The organism is Ancylomarina sp. YFZ004 (assembly GCF_054254355.1).
In genome coordinates, this window is the sequence record NZ_JBTCHQ010000011.1 from 50,420 (window position 1) to 68,582 (window position 18,163).

General features: G+C 36.5%; 16 protein-coding genes. 12 read left to right on the forward strand and 4 right to left on the reverse strand.

Annotated elements, in window-relative coordinates; genetic code table 11:
* Nucleotides 1-5 precede the first annotated feature (5 nt).
* The 4 genes from ACXR6G_RS15970 to ACXR6G_RS15985 all read right to left on the reverse strand — a co-directional run bounded on the left by ACXR6G_RS15970 (nucleotide 6) and on the right by ACXR6G_RS15985 (nucleotide 4,040).
* Nucleotides 6-1,253 carry an outer membrane protein assembly factor BamB family protein gene (locus ACXR6G_RS15970; protein ID WP_458362445.1) on the reverse strand — a complete coding sequence of 416 codons (1,248 nt, stop codon included), beginning with the start codon at nucleotides 1,251-1,253 and terminating at the stop codon, nucleotides 6-8.
* A 208-nt stretch (nucleotides 1,254-1,461) separates the two neighbouring features.
* The gene (locus ACXR6G_RS15975) at nucleotides 1,462-2,667 is read right to left on the reverse strand and encodes an outer membrane protein assembly factor BamB family protein (RefSeq protein WP_458362446.1); all 1,206 of its coding nucleotides are present in this window, start codon (nucleotides 2,665-2,667) and stop codon (nucleotides 1,462-1,464) included.
* A gap of 245 nt (nucleotides 2,668-2,912) precedes the next feature.
* Nucleotides 2,913-3,554 carry a class I SAM-dependent methyltransferase gene (locus ACXR6G_RS15980; RefSeq protein ID WP_458362447.1) on the reverse strand — a complete coding sequence of 214 codons (642 nt, stop codon included), beginning with the start codon at nucleotides 3,552-3,554 and terminating at the stop codon, nucleotides 2,913-2,915.
* Between the two features lie 48 nt (nucleotides 3,555-3,602).
* Complete coding sequence (locus ACXR6G_RS15985) at nucleotides 3,603-4,040, reverse strand: hypothetical protein (protein WP_458362448.1); 438 nt, start codon at nucleotides 4,038-4,040, stop codon at nucleotides 3,603-3,605.
* Between the two features lie 337 nt (nucleotides 4,041-4,377).
* On the opposite strand from ACXR6G_RS15985, the gene ACXR6G_RS15990 reads away from it, so the two are divergent.
* The 12 genes from ACXR6G_RS15990 to ftsA all read left to right on the forward strand — a co-directional run bounded on the left by ACXR6G_RS15990 (nucleotide 4,378) and on the right by ftsA (nucleotide 18,112).
* On the forward strand, nucleotides 4,378-4,836 hold the full coding sequence (locus tag ACXR6G_RS15990) for a division/cell wall cluster transcriptional repressor MraZ (RefSeq protein WP_458362449.1): 459 nt from the start codon (nucleotides 4,378-4,380) through the stop codon (nucleotides 4,834-4,836).
* Between the two features lie 50 nt (nucleotides 4,837-4,886).
* Nucleotides 4,887-5,792: a 16S rRNA (cytosine(1402)-N(4))-methyltransferase RsmH gene (rsmH, locus tag ACXR6G_RS15995; protein ID WP_458362450.1), complete on the forward strand. Its 906-nt coding sequence runs from the start codon at nucleotides 4,887-4,889 to the stop codon at nucleotides 5,790-5,792.
* A 21-nt stretch (nucleotides 5,793-5,813) separates the two neighbouring features.
* The gene (locus tag ACXR6G_RS16000; protein ID WP_458362451.1) at nucleotides 5,814-6,194 is read left to right on the forward strand and encodes an FtsL-like putative cell division protein; all 381 of its coding nucleotides are present in this window, start codon (nucleotides 5,814-5,816) and stop codon (nucleotides 6,192-6,194) included.
* 3 nt (nucleotides 6,195-6,197) lie between these two features.
* Complete coding sequence (locus ACXR6G_RS16005; protein ID WP_458362452.1) at nucleotides 6,198-8,315, forward strand: penicillin-binding transpeptidase domain-containing protein; 2,118 nt, start codon at nucleotides 6,198-6,200, stop codon at nucleotides 8,313-8,315.
* A 67-nt stretch (nucleotides 8,316-8,382) separates the two neighbouring features.
* Entirely contained in the window at nucleotides 8,383-9,840 is a 1,458-nt protein-coding gene (locus ACXR6G_RS16010; RefSeq protein WP_458362453.1) for a UDP-N-acetylmuramoyl-L-alanyl-D-glutamate--2,6-diaminopimelate ligase, read from the forward strand.
* Nucleotides 9,841-9,842: 2 nt separating this feature from the next.
* On the forward strand, nucleotides 9,843-11,096 hold the full coding sequence (gene mraY / locus ACXR6G_RS16015) for a phospho-N-acetylmuramoyl-pentapeptide-transferase (RefSeq protein WP_458362454.1): 1,254 nt from the start codon (nucleotides 9,843-9,845) through the stop codon (nucleotides 11,094-11,096).
* On the forward strand, nucleotides 11,097-12,440 hold the full coding sequence (murD, locus tag ACXR6G_RS16020) for a UDP-N-acetylmuramoyl-L-alanine--D-glutamate ligase (RefSeq protein WP_458362455.1): 1,344 nt from the start codon (nucleotides 11,097-11,099) through the stop codon (nucleotides 12,438-12,440).
* A gap of 10 nt (nucleotides 12,441-12,450) precedes the next feature.
* The gene (locus ACXR6G_RS16025) at nucleotides 12,451-13,623 is read left to right on the forward strand and encodes an FtsW/RodA/SpoVE family cell cycle protein (protein WP_458362456.1); all 1,173 of its coding nucleotides are present in this window, start codon (nucleotides 12,451-12,453) and stop codon (nucleotides 13,621-13,623) included.
* Nucleotides 13,610-14,713: an undecaprenyldiphospho-muramoylpentapeptide beta-N-acetylglucosaminyltransferase gene (gene murG, locus ACXR6G_RS16030; protein ID WP_458362457.1), complete on the forward strand. Its 1,104-nt coding sequence runs from the start codon at nucleotides 13,610-13,612 to the stop codon at nucleotides 14,711-14,713. Before ACXR6G_RS16025 ends, murG begins: the two co-directional genes overlap by 14 nt.
* A 45-nt stretch (nucleotides 14,714-14,758) precedes the next feature.
* Nucleotides 14,759-16,132: a UDP-N-acetylmuramate--L-alanine ligase gene (gene murC / locus ACXR6G_RS16035; RefSeq protein WP_458362458.1), complete on the forward strand. Its 1,374-nt coding sequence runs from the start codon at nucleotides 14,759-14,761 to the stop codon at nucleotides 16,130-16,132.
* A complete protein-coding gene (locus ACXR6G_RS16040; RefSeq protein ID WP_458362459.1) occupies nucleotides 16,129-16,857 on the forward strand; it encodes a cell division protein FtsQ/DivIB in 729 nt (242 codons plus the stop codon). The genes murC and ACXR6G_RS16040 overlap by 4 nt, the downstream gene beginning before the upstream one ends.
* A gap of 4 nt (nucleotides 16,858-16,861) precedes the next feature.
* Nucleotides 16,862-18,112, forward strand: a complete 1,251-nt coding sequence (gene ftsA, locus ACXR6G_RS16045) for a cell division protein FtsA (protein WP_458362460.1) — start codon at nucleotides 16,862-16,864, stop codon at nucleotides 18,110-18,112.
* Nucleotides 18,113-18,163: the final 51 nt, after the last annotated feature.

Consider the following 18,163-nt stretch of genomic DNA (forward strand, 5'->3'; position numbering starts at 1 on the left):
GCAGACTATGCTTTAATATTATAAGCCATCAAGGCATCTTCGTGACGCACATATAGAATACCATCTTTTATAACTAAATGTGACCAGTGTGGACCTTTTCCTAGCGGTACTTTAAAAGTACTAACCACTTTGAAACCTTCAGGACTTGCTTTTGATAAAGCTATATTTCCACCTTTCTCATCGTAACAATACAACATACCTTCAGCAGAAATGATAGAACCTTTATTTTCCCACTCAGTTTCGTACATTGGCTTTCCTGTTTCCCACTCAAGGCAAACCCATTTACCCATACGGTTGTGTTCCCAATTAGATCCATATACGTAATCACCTAAACGAACCGCTCCTCCATGATGCACATCTAATAGAGAGTCAACATAAACCAGTTTTACTGAAGATGCATCTTCACTTAGATCAAGCATTACAGAATTGTGATCGTAACCGTTAGTTACAAAGATTTTCCCGTTGTAATAAAGAGGTGTGTTAGTTTGAATATTTGCTTTCCATTCTCCACCAGCATATTTTGCGTAATCAAAAGTCCAGATAATCTCACCACTTTCAGGATTAACGCCAATAATATTATTTTCCGTTACGGTAACAATCAGTTTCGTTCCATTGAGATCAACCATTAAAGGTGACACATAAGCTGGCTTATCATTTAAACTCTTCGATTGCCAAACAAGTTCGCCCGTGTTTTTATTCAAGGCAATCATAGTTGTTTTAGGTCCACAAGGTGTGTAATAAACGTAATCGTTGTGTAATAAAAGAGATTCAGCAATTCCCCACTGACCGTAGGCTCCTTCAAATTCCTCGCTCGCTTTCATTTGCCAGAAGATATCTCCTGTTAGAGCATTTAAACAAGCTAAATCACCTTTCCCACTAGAAAGATAAATTCTATCATTCTCAATAGTTGGTGTACAACGACTATCCGGGAATGAGCTATCCCAACAACGACCATAAGACACTTGCCATTTAAGTTGACCTTTCATATCAATAGCCATTAAAACATCCATTGAATCTTTAATCCCAGTTAGGTAAACTAGATCGTTCATTACTGCAACTGAAGAATACCCTTTAGGGATATCAACCAATGACCATAACATTTCTGGTCCTTCTTTCGGCCATTCTTTCAACAAGCCTGTTTCATTATAAACTCCAGTTCTGTTTGGCCCTCGCCATTCACTTTTGGGTTTCGGAGAATTACATTGCGTAAAAACAGTTATGGCTACCAAGCCAAATAAAAGCAATCGTTTCATTTGTATATTTTTTAAACTTCTTAATTATCAGAATGAAATCTTAACCTTATAAATATTAGTGACTCAAATCTATCAATTTTACAAGTAATCTTAACAAATAACAAACTCGTTAACATTCGATTAACAAGAGCTTATCCTTAATTAAACCAAAGAAAAATAATATCAAGATCGAGTCTTATTAAGACAGTGGATTGAATCGTATTTAAATCTAAATTTCGTAAACCATAAATGCACCACCATGACGCACGTACATTCTGTTTTTATGAATCACCAAATGAGCCCAATGTTGTTTTGTTCCCATAGGTACACGGAAAAAGCTAACCTTATTAAATGAATCTCCTTTAATATCAATCAAGCCGATTTCGCCATTATCGCCATAGCAATACAACATACCATCAGCAAAAATCACATTCCCTTTAGCAATTGCTTTAGATGAATAAATTTCTTTACCAGTTTCCCAATCAATACAATACCACATGCGGTTCTTATGTCCTGACACATAAATTTCACCATCGACTAAAACGGCTCCACCCATCTGGCTATCCACAAATGTATTTCGCCACAACTCCTTAACAGATGCTCCATCTTCGGATAACTGAAGCATGACACCACCTTTACCATAACCACTAAAACAAAACAGTTGACCATCTTTATACAATGGTGTATTGGGGTGAATATTGTACTGATTCTTATGCTCGAAATTCCAAAGCATCTCACCATTTTTAGTATCAATTCCAATAATAGATCCACCAGTATGCGTTACCAGTAACGAACGCTTTCCAAGCTTAACTAAAAGAGGAGAACAATAAGCTGACTTCTCACCCATCGCTTTCGTTTTCCAAATTAGCTCCCCCGTTTTCTTATTTACGGCAATTACATTAGTCTCTTCACCCCCTGGAGTACAGAACAATTTATCACCTTCAATCAAAAGATTTTCTGTCATACCAAAGCGAAGGTTTCTACCACCATATTCAGTCAACATATTTTTAGACCAAACTTTCTCTCCATTTTCTGCAGACATCGCCACCAATTCACCATGTCCACTCATGATATACAAAAGACCATCATTCAACAATGGCGTACCTCTTACACCATCGTAATTATCCATCCACTCTTTGGCGTAGTTCTTTTTCCACAACTGATTTCCTGAATGATCAAAAGCGATAATAAAACCTTGATCACCATCAACACCTCCAGTATACACTCTCGAATCTGTTACCGTAGCTGATGCATGTCCATCACCCAAAGAATCGTAATGCCAAACAAGCTTTGGTCCTGCTTCTGGCCATTTCTTCAACAAATCGCTTGCTTCATATTTCCCATCACGGTCTACGCCACGCCATTGCGACATATCCTGAGAATGAGATTGAAAGACAAACATCAAACTAGTAACTAACAAAAAAAGAGATTTCATATTTTAAAATTTTGGATTCAAAATCATTGTATACAATTACAGGATTCTAAAGATAAGACCTATCCGCATCAAATTTCTATGAGAAACCCCCATAATAGTAAATCCATCATAAGTCTAAATAAGCTCAAGCAATTCATTCTTTGAATAGACCCTAATCGGAACAAAAACAAAGGGCTAACTGAAATTATCAGCTAGCCCTTAAATATGCTCTTAAGAAGTATATTAATATTTACATTCTTATAAAATCATTTAGATGTTTTGACAAAAAGGACGACATTCGAATTCACAAAAATCAGTCCCACCTTCCATTTGTTTGCCAAGAATTTAAAACTTTGCTCCGAAAAAAAGCAAACATGAGTTAAATCCCTTTTGTAATACCAAGTCGGAAATTCATCTTCTGATGGCAAAAATTGAGTTTTTACAGCCAAAACCCCATTAGGCTTCAACAAATTAAACAAACGGTCGAGCTCCATTTGTGGTTTATGAAAATGCTCAACCACCTCACAAGTTGTGATAAAGTCGTAAGTTTTATGAAAAACCTTCTCATTGGGGGCGTAATAGGCATCATAAATATCAGTTTGAAACCCTCGGGATTCAAACATCTTTGATAAAGTTGGACCAGGACCACTTCCAAAATCCAAACCAGATGCACCTTCTGATATTCTATCAAGAACGGGGTTCATAATTTGTTTCAAATAGTCTTGATAAACCAAATCATCAGGCAAATTCTCATGTTGATCATACTTAAGCTTCTCAGCTTCATACGTAATGAAAAACACTTGTGGTACGAAAACAAGCCCGCAATCTATGCAAGAATAGTATTCACGAGATTCCCCTTCATAATAGAACGACGTATTTTCAGAACAACACAGAGGACATTTTTCCACAATAAAGGTTTAGGTGAGAACAAAGCTTATTTTTATTTCCACAAAGTACTAATTCTCCTTAAACAATTTAACCTGCCTTAAACCTAAAACAAACAAAGCACTTACTTTTAAGACTTCCATTACAATATAAGTCATATGAACTGAGCTTTTCGCAGGTTGCATACCTTGCATAATCAACTGAGCGTTTTCATCCAACTCAGGCAATAAATAACCTGACTGAGCAACAATAAACGTAAATATCAAAACACCTGCTCCTACGACAACTTTATCGGTATATCGATAAAAAACAACAATCAATAAAAATACCGAAAAAATACGTTCAACAACATTTAAGGCGCCAAAAACATGTCGCCCCACATCAAGAGCAGTAGGCAAATCGAGACTCTCAGCCCTAAACTTCACCCAAGCTTCCATAAAACTGATAGACAGTATAAAACCTATCCATATAAAACTCACTACAAACCCATAATTCACTAGTTTTTTCATGCCATATATTTTTATATTTTTGCAGCCAATCTAAAAATTGTCACTGCCTAAGCTTATTTTGAATGAGTAAAAATAACAAAAATAAAATCTAATCCTTATCCAAAATCGAATAAAGGTTTCGATCACTAAACAATTATCAAAAACAAGCACGGAGCCCATACACGTAAGCAAAACTAAGTTTTAGAAAACCAAAGCTATAGCACACTATTGAGTCTCTTTAGATAGATTGGGAAAACAACAAAATAAAAAGTTTTCAACAATCTAATTAAAGTGGTTGAAAGTGGTTGAAAGTGGTTTGAAAATTTCTTACTTTTACATTTATAAACCATTTTAGCCAATGCTAACATTCATAGGTGATTACCCATGCAAACTAGACGCAAAGGGACGAGTTCTTCTCCCCTCTGCATTTCGAAAGTTGCTAGCAGCCTCTTCCGAAGATAGATTTGTTATGCGGAAAAATCTGTATGAAGACTGTCTTGACCTGTTCCCTACTTCGGAATGGAACAAACAATTAGCAATCATTCGGAGTCAATTGAATCCATTCAATCGTAAGCACGCAACTTTCTTAAGAGAGTTTTACAGAGGAACGGCCGAAATCCAAATTGATGGTAATGGCCGAATTTTAATCCCTAAGAAATTTTTCGATAACACGAATCTATCCAATGGACTAACTTTAGTTGGGCAAGATGGTAAAATCGAAATATGGGATACCGAAAAATACAATAACTCCGGAATGAACCAAGAGGAATTCAACCAATTGGCAAATGACATTTTGGGAGACAGTATGGCTTTATAAGCCAAAATACCAATTAGAATCTATTTTCAAATATTGTAATATCATCTGGCATGACATCATATCACGTACCTGTACTTTTAAACGAAAGCATTGAAGCTTTAGACATCAAACCAGATGGAATATATGTCGATCTCACCTTTGGTGGAGGAGGCCATTCAAGAGAAATCATCAAGCACCTAACGACTGGTAAACTAATTGGGTTCGACCAGGATGTTGATGCAGAAAGAAACATCATAGACGATGAACGATTTATTTTCATTCGTCACAACTTCAGGTACTTCAAAAATTTCCTAAAATACATTGGGCACGAAAAAGTTGACGGTATCCTTGCTGACTTAGGTGTATCATCTCACGAATTTGATGTTGCAGAACGAGGATTTTCATTCCGTTTTGATGGCGACTTGGACATGAGAATGAACCAAAGTGCCAACTTTGATGCAGCTGATCTTTTGAACACGTATTCATCTGATGAATTATTTAGAGTGTTCAAATATTATGGCGAAGTTAAAAACCCTGGCAAACTCGTTCGAGTGATTCTTGCGCATCGTGCCGACAATGAATTCAAAACCATACAGCAACTTAAAGAAGTTATTCTGCCATGTACTCCAAAATTTAAGGAGCATAAATATTGGGCTCAAGTTTTCCAAGCTTTACGTATCGAAGTTAATGCTGAGATGGAAGCTCTGAAAGACATGCTTGAACAAATTCCTGAGGCATTGAAACCTGATGGAAGACTTGTAGTTATTACATACCATTCACTTGAAGATAGATTGGTGAAGAATTTTATTAGAGATGGAAAATTTGCTGGTGGAGCCGAAAAAGATTTCTATGGCAGAACCAATGCACCACTCGAAGCTGTAAACAGAAAAATCATTCTTCCTAGCGAAGAGGAATTAGAACTTAATAACAGATCGAGAAGTGCAAAGCTGAGAATAGCACAACCAAGAACAAATTAGAACCATTCAAATTGAAATAGAATGTTTGGATTCAAACGAAAATATAAGGACTTCATAAACCCTAAAGAAGAAATTAAAGAGACCCCCTCGGGTTCTTTTAAAGATATCATTTCGGGTAGCGTCTTGTCTAAGGATGTGGTTGTATACCATCTTCCATTCATACTTTTCATTGCTATCCTGTGTATCTATTACATCAGTAACCGATATCATTCTGAACGTGTTTATCGTGATATGATAAGCCTTGAAAAAGAGTTAAAAGAACTTCGTTTTGAGTCTATAACAACTGCATCAGATTTGATGTACATGAGTAAACAGTCAGAAGTTGTAAAAAGAGTAGAAAAAGAGGGCCTTGATTTAATTGAATCAACAGAACCTCCAGTAAAAATCTATTTAGAAAAATAAACTGTGCAAATAAAAAACGACATCATGTGGCGAGTGGGCGTCTGTTACACTCTAATTGTACTTTTCGCATTCTGTGTGGTTAGCCGAGTTGTTTACCTGCAAGTTTTCGAAGGAGATGAATGGAGAGGCCGTGCACAATCTATCAGCAAAAAAGATATTACTGTTTATGCAAACAGAGGTGATATCTGTGCAGCTGACGGTCGTCTTTTAGCTAGCTCTATCCCATACTATGAGTTGCGAATGGATTTCCAGGCTCCTGGTTTAACGAATGATATTTTCAAGAAAAATGTAGATTCTTTAGCGCTTTGTTTATCTAAATTTTTCAAAGATAAAAGTCGTTCAGCTTATCATCGCCAGCTATGGGATGCCAAATTCCATTCCAAAAGAAATCGATACGTACTCGTTAACCACAGAAAGGTTAATTACAATGAGCTCAAACAAATTAAAACCTTTCCTCTCTTCAGATTATCATCCAATAAAGGTGGCTTAATCTGCTTACAAGAAAGCAAACGCGTTCAACCACATAAAAACCTTGCTAGTCGTACAATTGGTTATTTGAATAAAGGAAATGGCAACGAACTTATAGGTAAAGTCGGGCTTGAAGGTTTATTTGAAAATGAACTAAAAGGAATCGACGGCATTTCCATGATGCAAAAAATGTCAGGCAAATGGCTACCTGTTAATCAAGCTGATCCTAAAGATGGTAACGATATCATCACAACTATTGATGTCAACTTTCAGGATGTTGCACAAACAGCCCTTTTACAACAGTTACAAGCTTATCATGCTGATCATGGAACAGCAATACTGATGGAGGTTGAAACGGGAGCAATAAAAGCAATAGCCAATTTAGGATTTGATAGAAAGAAAAACCGCTATCTAGAAATTTACAATTATGCTGTTGGCGAAGCGACAGAACCCGGCTCAACATTCAAGTTAGCATCTATGATGGCTTTGCTTGAAGATGGCTATGTTGAACCTACAGATTCAATCGACACAGGCAATGGTGTTCATCGCTTTTATAGAGATAAAATGCGTGATTCACACATTGGTGGCTATGGTAAAATAAGCGTACAACAAGCCTTCGAAAAATCGTCGAATGTAGGAATATCAAAACTCGTCAATCAATTTTACAAAGACAGACCTCGAGATTTTATTAATCGTTTATACCATTTCAGGCTGAACAAAACCTTAGAATTGGATATTAAAGGTGAAGGTCAACCTAAAATTAAATTTCCTGGCGAAGAAGGCTGGTCAGGTATTTCACTTCCCTGGATGTCCATTGGCTATGAGGTACAACAAACACCTCTTCAAACATTGAGCTTTTATAATGCCATTGCCAATAATGGTAAAATGATGAAACCTATGTTTGTTCAGGAGATTAGATATCATGGAAAAGTATTAAAGCATTTCGATGAAGAGGTTCTAAAAAATAGTCTCTGCTCAAGAGAAACACTTCGTAAAGTTAAATCGATGCTTGAAGGTGTCGTTCTGAGAGGTACAGCAAGAAATCTAAGAAATTCAAGTTATAGCATTGCTGGCAAAACAGGAACAGCTCAAATAGCTGACAAAAACAAAGGATATGGTCACAAAGTTTATCAAGCTTCCTTTGCTGGCTACTTTCCTGCTGATGCTCCAAAGTACTCTTGTGTCGTTGTGATCAACAGCCCTGATAAGAAGAAAGGTTTCTATGGAAACCAAGTTGCTGGACCTGTTTTCAAAACAATTGCTGATAAAGTTTATGCCATGACTTATGCCATGCATCCGCCAAAGCAGCACGAACAACTTTGTGAAATAAAAGTCCCTATTTCATTGAATGGTAATAAGGACGATTTGGATAAGGTCTTTAAAGAACTTGATGTATCAACTGATGATCGTGAAGTTTATAGCGATTGGGTTTTAACATCGCGTCAAGATTCTATAATCAAATACAAAAATAGAACGGTAAACAATCATTTAGTCCCCAACGTAAAAGGGATGGGACTACAAGATGCTCTATACATATTAGAGAATGCAGGCCTGAAAGTGAAAGTCAAGGGCTTTGGTTCTGTAAAGAAACAATCTCTTCGTCCAGGTTCAAATTTTCGATCTGGCAATAAGATTCAAATTGAACTATCCTAAAAAATCATATTAGGATCGTGATTTTAAAAATGGCAAAGACTGATATCATATATAAGAAATGATTAAGATGACTAAAAACATAACGGATCTGTTAAGATCCATCGACATACTCGAAAGTGTGGGTGAGCTCAATATAGAGGTTAACAACATTCATTTCGATTCAAGAAAAGTTGGAGACGGTGATTTTTTCATTGCACAGGTTGGCACACAATCAGATGGTCATGATTTTATATCAAAGGCTATAGAACAAGGCGCCAATGCAATTTTGTGTGAACGTCTACCTGAAAATATTATTCCAAATATCAGTTATATTAAAGTAGAAAACACTTCGAAAGCACTTTCTACTTTGGCTCACAATTATTTCGATTCTCCATCGGACCAACTCAAACTTGTTGGGGTTACGGGTACCAATGGAAAAACAACAATTGCCAGCCTACTTTATGAATTGTTCAGAAAGCTGGGATATAAAGTCGGGCTACTTTCAACTGTTACCAATTATATCGATACAAAAGAAGTTAAATCCACGCATACAACACCTGATGCCATCCAAATCTCGAAACTTTTAAACGAGATGGTTGAAGAGGGCTGTGAATATTGTTTTATGGAGGTTAGCTCTCATGCAGTTGATCAGCACAGAACAAGGGCTTTAAATTTTAAAGGTGGTATTTTTACTAACCTAACTCATGATCATTTAGACTATCACAAAACTTTTGATGCCTACTTAAGAGCAAAAAAAGGCTTTTTCGATCAGTTGGCCAAAACATCATTTGCTATCACCAATGCGGATGATAAAAATGGAAAGATCATTTTGCAAAATACCAAAGCACATAAGTTCAGTTATTCAACAAGAGCTTTCGCGGACTACCGCTGTCAAACTCTTGAAAAACATTTCAATGGCATGCTTCTGGAAATGGATGGCATTGAATTGTGGACAAATTTCATTGGCGATTTCAATGCTCATAACTTACTAGCTGTCTACGGTACTGCAAGACTTCTTGATCAGTCGAAAGACGAGGTTCTTATGAAAATGAGCGAGCTGCAATCTGTTGCGGGACGTTTCGAAAGCATTATCTCTCCCGATGGTATTATGGCTATTGTGGATTATGCGCACACACCTGATGCATTAAAGAATGTCTTACTTACAATCGATCAACTTCGTACTAGAAACGAAACGGTGATTACAGTTGTTGGTGCTGGAGGCGACAGAGACAAGACCAAACGTCCTTTGATGGGAAAAGTTAGTGCTGAATATAGTGATAAGGTGATTTTGACATCCGACAATCCACGTTCTGAAAATCCAGAAACCATCATTACAGAAATGAGAGAAGGTATTTCTGCTAATAATCTTAGAAAGGTACTAGCTATTACAGATAGAAAAGAGGCTATTCGCACTGCTATCATGTTAGCAAAAAAGGATGACATCATTCTTATTGCTGGTAAGGGCCACGAGGATTACCAAGAAATTAAGGGTGTGAAACATCACTTTGACGATAAAGAAATTATTAACGAAATATTCAATCAATAAGCATGTTGTACTATCTATTTAAATACCTACATGAATTGGATTTCCCAGGAGCTGGGATGTTTGATTACATTTCATTTCGTGCTGCATTGAGTATCATTACATCACTCTTAATTGCCACTGTATTTGGAAAAAAAATCATTTATTATCTGCAAAAACAACAAATTGGTGAGATTGTAAGAGATCTTGGTCTTGCAGGACAAATCGAGAAAAAAGGAACACCTACAATGGGTGGGATCATTATTCTAATTTCTATTCTCGTTCCTGTTTTGTTATTCGCCAAACTCGATAACATCTATATTATCCTGATGATTATCACAACTGTCTGGTTAGGATTGATTGGCTTCATTGACGATTACATTAAAGTCTTCAAGAAGGATAAAGAAGGCTTAAAGGGACGATTCAAGATTGCAGGACAAGTAGGTTTAGGTTTAATTGTAGGCTTAACTCTATATATGAACGATGATGTGGTTATTCGTGAAAGAGCCAATATTTATGACATCGGAACACAAACAGAAATAGTTGATGAAGGCTTTGTTGCTGATAGAGCTGATGCAACAGCAATGACAAAAGATATTAAATCTACCAAAACAACGATTCCATTCTTTAAGAACAATGAGTTCGATTACGAAAGCCTTGTTCGTTTTGGAGGCGAATATTCATCAATTCTTGCATGGATACTCTTTATTATTGTCACCATATTTATCGTAACGGCCGTTTCCAATGGCGCAAATATGACAGATGGACTAGACGGACTCGCAACGGGAACATCAGCCATCATAGGTGCCACACTTGGTATTCTTGCCTACCTATCTGGTCACTTAGTTTATGCAAGTTATCTAAACATCATGTATATTCCTCACTCTGGTGAGCTGGTTGTTTATATCGCTGCATTTATTGGGTCTACTATTGGTTTTCTCTGGTACAACTCTTATCCTGCACAAGTCTTCATGGGAGATACAGGAAGTCTTTCATTGGGAGGAATTATTGCCGTTTTAGCAATTATCATTCATAAAGAGCTATTAATACCTGTACTCTGCGGTATTTTCTTGGTAGAAAATCTTTCTGTTATGATGCAAGTTTCATGGTTTAAGTATACAAGAAAAAGATACGGTGTAGGTCGTCGAATATTCAGAATGGCACCTCTTCACCACCATTATCAATTAAAGGGATATCCTGAAGCTAAAATTGTAACTCGATTTTGGATTATCGGTATTTTATTAGCAATTATCACTATTGTGACCCTTAAAATCAGATAAATGAATAGTCAGAAAAACATAGTTGTTTTAGGTGCTGGAGAAAGTGGTGTTGGTGCAGCTATATTAGCTAAAAGTAAAGGCTTTAATGTATTTGTTTCAGATAAGGGACAAATCACATCAAACTATAGCAAAATTCTGAATGAATACGAAATTTCTTTCGAAGAAGGCAAACATAGCGAGAAACGCATTATTGAGGCTATCGAGGTCATTAAAAGCCCAGGTATTCCTGAAACGGCTCCACTCATAAAAAAACTAAACAGCTTAAATATTCCTGTTATTTCTGAAATTGAATTTGCAGGACGCTACTCAGATGCTAAAATGATTTGCATCACTGGTAGTAATGGAAAAACCACAACAACGCTGCTTATTTATCACATGTTGAAAAAAGCAGGTATCAATGTGGGCTTGGCTGGTAATATTGGCCATAGTTTGGCTCGACAGGTAGCCGAGAATGATTATAGTCACTATGTGGTTGAGTTGAGCAGTTTCCAACTTGATGGCATGCAGCAATTCAAAGCTGATATTGCCATTTTAATGAACATCACTCCTGACCATCTGGATCGATACGATTATAAGATGGAGAATTATATTGATTCTAAATTCAGAATCATTCAGAATCAGACTGAGAATGATGCTTTCATTTTCTGTCATGATGACGATATCATAACAAAAGAGTTAAAACAAATATCAATTCAGGTTCAAAAACATCCATTTAGTATTTATGAATGTTTACCAAAGGGGGCAAGTTTGAAAGATGAAGATTTAATGATTAAGAATGAGAACATCAATCTTAATATGAAACAGAAAGACCTTTCCTTAAAAGGGAAGCACAACACATACAACTCAATGGCTGCAGGAATTGCAGGAAGTATTTTAGGCATTCGTAAGGAAGTCATCCGAGAGAGTCTTAGTGATTTTAAAGGCGTGGAACACCGTCTGGAGAAATTAACAAATATTCGTGGTGTTGAATTTATAAACGATTCAAAAGCAACAAACATCAATTCAACTTGGTATGCTCTGGAAAGCATGGACGACGAAACGGTTTGGATTGTAGGTGGTGTTGATAAAGGCAATGACTATTCTGAATTGATGGCATTAGTGAAAGATAAGGTGAAAGCAATTGTCTGTTTAGGTGTTGACAATTCAAAAATCCACCAGGCATTTGATGGTGTTATCGATACAATTGTAGACACAGAATCAATGCCAGATGCCGTAATAAAAGCATTTGAATTAGCAGATGAGGAAGCTACGGTCTTATTATCTCCTGCTTGTGCAAGTTTCGATCTGTTTAAAAATTACGAAGACAGAGGCAATCAATTTAAAGAAGAAGTGCAAAAATTATAGCAAGAATTAAATGGGACGATTTATCAGCAATTATAAATTACAAGGCGATAAGGTAATATGGATCATCATATTTCTATTATCCATCATTTCCCTTTTAGTAGTCTACAGTTCAACTGGAACCTTAGCTTATAAGGTCAAAGGAGGAAATACGTCCTATTTTCTCATCAAGCAATTAGGTTTGTTACTGTTTTGCTATGGCATTATTTGGGTCACCCACAAAATACCATACAAATACTATTCTAGCTGGGCCAATATGGGTTTAGTCATAGCTATAGGCATGTTATTATTAGCCAAAATTGTTGGGGTTAATCTAAATCAGGCATCTAGATGGATCGCAATTCCAGGAACTGGCATGAACTTTCAGCCTTCTGAATTAGCAAAACTGGCATTAATTCTATTCGTCTCACGAATACTATCTAAGTTTCAGACAGATAAAGAATGTGAAAAAGAAGCTTTCTTGAAAATAATTGCAGCAGTTGCTGTGGTGTGTGGCATTATTTTTCTCGATGACTTTTCGACTTCTGCACTCCTTGGGGGCATTTGCCTGATGCTCATGTTTATTGGTAGAATTGCAGCCAAATACCTTCTTGGTACTATGGGAGCAGGTTTAGGACTTATCATCGTCTTACTTATAATAGCACCATTCTTACCTGATAGTTTTGGACGTATTCATACCGTCAGAAATCGAATTCTGAACTTCGCTGGCATAGGCGATAAAAAAACTGACAACGACCGTAACTATCAAGTCGATCAGGCAAAAATAGCCGTCGTTTCTGGTGGCATAATAGGTAAAGGCCCTGGTAACAGTAATCAACGAAATTTCTTACCTCATCCCTACTCCGATTTTATTTATGCAATTATACTTGAAGAATTAGGATGGTTTGGTGGATTTGGAATTCTTGCACTCTATCTCTTCCTAATCTATCGGGCTGGCTCCATAGTTCGGAAATGTGATAGGACTTTCCCCGCCTTTCTCGTCATTGGATTAAGTTTAAGTATCGTTGCACAGGCATTAACAAATATGGCTGTTTCCGTCAATTTAATTCCTGTTACAGGTCAACCGCTGCCTCTGGTCAGCATGGGAGGAACCTCACTGTTTTTTACCAGTGCAGCCTTGGGGATGATTTTAAGTGTGAGCCGAGAAGTTAAAGAACAAGAAGATTTAAACCATGCAGAAGATTAAAATAATAGTTAGTGGAGGTGGAACTGGAGGGCATATCTTTCCAGCGATTTCGATTGCCAATGCCCTAAAAGCTAAACAAGACGATATAGAAATTTTATTTGTGGGTGCCGATGGTAAAATGGAAATGGAAAAAGTTCCTGCTGCTGGTTACAAAATCATTGGACTCCCCATCAGAGGCTTACAAAGAAATTTCAGCAAAGAAAATCTGAAATTTTTATCTCGACTATTCAAAAGTCTTCGCAAGGCTAAAAAGATTATAAAAGAATTTAAACCTGATGCTGTAGTTGGAGTGGGTGGTTATGCCAGTGGTCCTTTATTGCATGCGGCAAACAAAATGGGTATTCCATCATTGATTCAAGAACAGAATTCATATGCAGGAATCACTAATAAACTGTTAGCAAAGAAGGCAAACAAAATTTGTGTGGCTTATCAAGGTATGGAACGTTTTTTCCCTGCTGATAAAATCTTGTTGACTGGGAATCCTGTCAGAAAAGATCTAACACAATTAGAGGATCTAAGAGCAGAAGCTCAGATTTTTTTCAATCTCGATCCAAACAAAAAGACACTATTGGTTATTGGAGGAAGTTTAGGAGCAAGAACCATTAATAATAGTATTATAGAAAACATTGAAGCCTTCAAAGACAAGGCTATCCAAGTCATATGGCAATGTGGTAAATTCTACCATACAGAGATGAAGGAGAAACTTGCTAAAGCCAATATTGACAACGTACAAGTTTCAGACTTCTTAGCTCGAATGGATTTGGCTTACGCTGCATCTGATCTTGTTATTTCAAGAGCTGGAGCAGGAACTATTTCTGAACTTTGTTTGGTGGAGAAAGCTTGTATTCTGGTTCCATCACCAAACGTTTCAGAAGATCATCAAACTAAAAATGCTATGGCTCTTGTTAATCAAAATGCAGCCATGATGATTCCTGATATTGAATCGAAAGAAAGATTGGTTAAAGAAGCCTTATTGCTATTAGACAACGATTCTGAGATGGAAAAGCTTGAAAAGAATATTGCCCTATTGGCAAAACCGAATGCTGCAGATGAAATTGCAGATGAAATATTAAAAATGATTAAGCGATAAGTTTAAGTTTTGAATACTTAAATTGATTCACATATAGGCAAGGAAATGATGAATATAGAGGATTTTAAAAACATCTATTTTGTAGGAATTGGAGGTATTGGAATGAGTGCTATTGCACGATATTTCAAAGCTATTGGAAAAAACGTGTCTGGTTACGACAAGACACAAACTTTGCTTACTGGGGAGTTAGAAAAAGAAGGTATTGATATTATTTTCAAAGATGGTGTTGATATAATTCCAGAGATTTATCTCAATAAAAGTGAAACTCTAGTGGTTTATACGCCTGCTATTCCTTCAAATCATGAGCAATTGTCTTTTTTCAAAAACGAGGATTTCCTTTTGATGAAAAGAGCTCAGGTTTTGGGATTCTTATCTGATCCGTTGAATGGAATTGGTATTGCCGGCACACATGGGAAAACAACTGTATCGAGTCTAACAGCTCATATATTCAAAACTTCAGCTCTAGATTGCAATGCTTTTTTAGGTGGTATTGCAAGAAATTACAACACCAATCTACTCCTGTCAAAAACGAGTCCATGGGTGGTTTTAGAAGCTGATGAATTTGACAGATCATTCCTTCAACTTCACCCACAAGTCGCTGTTGTAACATCAATGGATGCGGATCATTTGGACATATATGGTAGAAAAGAGGAACTGGAAAAGACATTTCAAGATTACGTCAGACAGATAAAAAAAGGTGGCCATTTAGTCTATAAAAAAGGTTTAGATCTAAACCCTTCTGACATCAACCTTTATTCATATTCCTTAGATGAAGAAGCTGATTTCTATGCAAAAAACCTTAAGCTAGTTCAAGGCTTATATCAATTTGATTTGGTACATCCTAAGGGTTGCATTGAAGGGTTAAAACTTTCATATCCGGGTCGAATAAATGTTGAGAATGCAATTGCCGCTAGTGCTGTGGCTTTAATCTGTGGAATCAGCCAGGAAGAACTTCGTTTAGCACTAAATAGTTTCATCGGTGTTCGCAGAAGATTCGACTATCGAATTAAAAGTGATAATTTGATTTTTATTGATGATTATGCTCACCACCCTAAAGAACTATGGGAAAGTATTTCATCGGTTAAAGCCATTTATCCTGATAAAAAGATAACGGGAATTTTCCAACCTCATCTCTATACCAGAACACGCGATTTTGCCGATGGTTTTGCCGAAAGTTTAGATTTACTTGACGAACTTATTTTATTAGATATTTATCCTGCTAGGGAATTACCTATTGAAGGTGTTGATTCTAATTTGATTCTAAGCAAAATGAAAAGCAAAGGCCGACTATGTTCAAAGGATGAATTAATTGACCAAATTAAACAAAGCAAAATAGAAGTATTGTTAACTTTGGGAGCAGGTGATATTGATAAATTGGTGGAACCAATAGAACAGGTATTGAATCAAAAAATAAAATGACAAAAAAGATCAAGCCCATATTAATCACTACGGCATTATTTGCCTACATCATTTTCACTTTCGCCTTTGTGAATAAGAAAAGTGATGCCATACTGGTTACAGGTATTGATATCAGTATTACTGATAGCTTAAACACGCATTTCATTTCCGATTCTGAGATTAAGAATCTCGTATTAAAGAATCATCCAGATATTATTGGGAAGTATACAACGAGTATCAATAAGGAAAAATTAGAACAAATAATCAATAAAATTCCGTCAGTAAAAAACACGGAAGTTTTCACCTCACTTAGAGGCAATTTGCATATTGAAATTGAGCAACGTAAACCTATTGTTCGATTATTAAAGGGGAAAGGGTTTTATATTGATGAAGAAGGTAGGCGAATGCCGCTGTCTTCGAACTACACGTCGAGGGTTTTGGTTGTTTCTGGCCACATAAAAGACAAGACGATTGAAACAGATTTAATGCCACTGGTAAATTTTATCACAAAAGATGAATTTTGGTCTTCGCAAATCAATCAAATCTATGTAGATTCGAATAATGAATACATTTTAATACCTAGAGTAGGCGGGCAGAAAATTGAGATGGGGAAAATTGATAATTTCGAAAGGAAATTTGACAAGCTCTATGCATTATACAAAGATGGGTTTTCAACAATGGGTTGGAACAAATACAAAAAGATAAATTTGAAATACGAGAATCAGGTCGTATGTACAAAAAGATAATAGGATGATCAACACAAACGAAATCATAGCGGCTATAGATATTGGTACAACTAAAATTGTTGCCATAGCGGGGAAAGTTACATCCAACGGAGAACTTCAAATACTTGGACTGGAAAAAACCAAATCGACAGGTGTGGTTAAAGGAGTTATCCAAAATATTAACCAAACAATTGAAGCCATTCGTGAGGTGGTGAAAAAATTAGAAGAGAATACGAATATTAAAATCGATAAGGCATACGTTGGTATTGCCGGACAACATATTAGAAGCTTAAAAAACCGTCAGTTTAAATACATTCAAAACGGTTCTGAAATTATTACACAGGAAGATATTGATACAATTCTAAAAGAGAATTTCAGAATTCCTATTCAAGTTGGCGAGCAAATTCTTCACGTTATCCCACAAGACTACGTGGTTGATAAAGATAAAGGCATTACCGACCCTCTTGGGATGGCTGGACGCAGACTTGATGGCAATTTTAATATTATTATTGGAAGAACAGCATCAGCCAGAAATATAGAAAACTGCGTAAAAGCAGTTGATATTGATATTGAAGAGCTGGTTCTTGAACCTTTAGCTTCTTCTCTTGCAGTTCTTACTCATGAAGAAAAAGAAGCTGGAGTTGTACTTGTTGATATAGGTGGAGGAACCTCAGATATCACACTTTATTTCGATGGTGTTCTTCGTCATACAGCTGTCATTCCTTTTGGAGGCGATGTGGTTACCAAGGATATTAAAGAAGGATGTCATCTTTTACTAAAACAAGCTGAAGCTTTAAAAGTTCAGTTTGGCGAAGCTGTTGAGCAATTAGCAGATAGCGACAAGGTCGTAAATATTCCACAAACAGGAGGATGGGATCCCAAAGAGATTGCATTTAAAACCGTCGCACAGATTATTCAGTGCCGTATGGAAGAAATCTTAGATCGTGTAAAATATCAAATTGACATGACACCTTATGGAGACAAACTAGGTGCAGGAGTTGTGCTGACTGGTGGTGGTGCCATGCTTAAGAACCTTGATATCTTAACAAAGGAAAAATTAGGTGTAGATGTTAGAATTGGTTATCCCAATGCTTCAGCTATGATCAAGGTTGATGAAGCTATTAACATTCCAATGTATGCAACAAGTATCGGTTTACTTTTAAATGGATTAAACAAACTTCAGCATAAGCCAAGCGATGGTGTATCACACCAAATAAATACTAAAACAAGAAAGAGGGGCATCAAACGTTTCTTTGAAACTCTCTTCGATAACTAATATTAAAATTAGACTGACAAATTTATGATAGTATTGAATTCCCCTAGATAT

Bases quoted from the DNA above. Each gene is read 5' to 3' on its own strand.
- murC (WP_458362458.1), top strand. From the start codon at position 14,759: ATGATGAATATAGAGGATTTTAAAAACATCTATTTTGTAGGAATTGGA.
- ACXR6G_RS15985 (WP_458362448.1), bottom strand. From the start codon at position 4,040: ATGAAAAAACTAGTGAATTATGGGTTTGTAGTGAGTTTTATATGGATA.
- mraY (WP_458362454.1), top strand. From the start codon at position 9,843: ATGTTGTACTATCTATTTAAATACCTACATGAATTGGATTTCCCAGGA.
- ACXR6G_RS15975 (WP_458362446.1), bottom strand. From the start codon at position 2,667: ATGAAATCTCTTTTTTTGTTAGTTACTAGTTTGATGTTTGTCTTTCAA.
- murD (WP_458362455.1), top strand. From the start codon at position 11,097: ATGAATAGTCAGAAAAACATAGTTGTTTTAGGTGCTGGAGAAAGTGGT.
- ACXR6G_RS16010 (WP_458362453.1), top strand. From the start codon at position 8,383: ATGACTAAAAACATAACGGATCTGTTAAGATCCATCGACATACTCGAA.
- murG (WP_458362457.1), top strand. From the start codon at position 13,610: ATGCAGAAGATTAAAATAATAGTTAGTGGAGGTGGAACTGGAGGGCAT.
- ftsA (WP_458362460.1), top strand. From the start codon at position 16,862: ATGATCAACACAAACGAAATCATAGCGGCTATAGATATTGGTACAACT.
- ACXR6G_RS15970 (WP_458362445.1), bottom strand. From the start codon at position 1,253: ATGAAACGATTGCTTTTATTTGGCTTGGTAGCCATAACTGTTTTTACG.
- ACXR6G_RS15990 (WP_458362449.1), top strand. From the start codon at position 4,378: ATGCTAACATTCATAGGTGATTACCCATGCAAACTAGACGCAAAGGGA.
- ACXR6G_RS16025 (WP_458362456.1), top strand. From the start codon at position 12,451: ATGGGACGATTTATCAGCAATTATAAATTACAAGGCGATAAGGTAATA.
- ACXR6G_RS16040 (WP_458362459.1), top strand. From the start codon at position 16,129: ATGACAAAAAAGATCAAGCCCATATTAATCACTACGGCATTATTTGCC.
- ACXR6G_RS16000 (WP_458362451.1), top strand. From the start codon at position 5,814: ATGTTTGGATTCAAACGAAAATATAAGGACTTCATAAACCCTAAAGAA.
- rsmH (WP_458362450.1), top strand. From the start codon at position 4,887: ATGACATCATATCACGTACCTGTACTTTTAAACGAAAGCATTGAAGCT.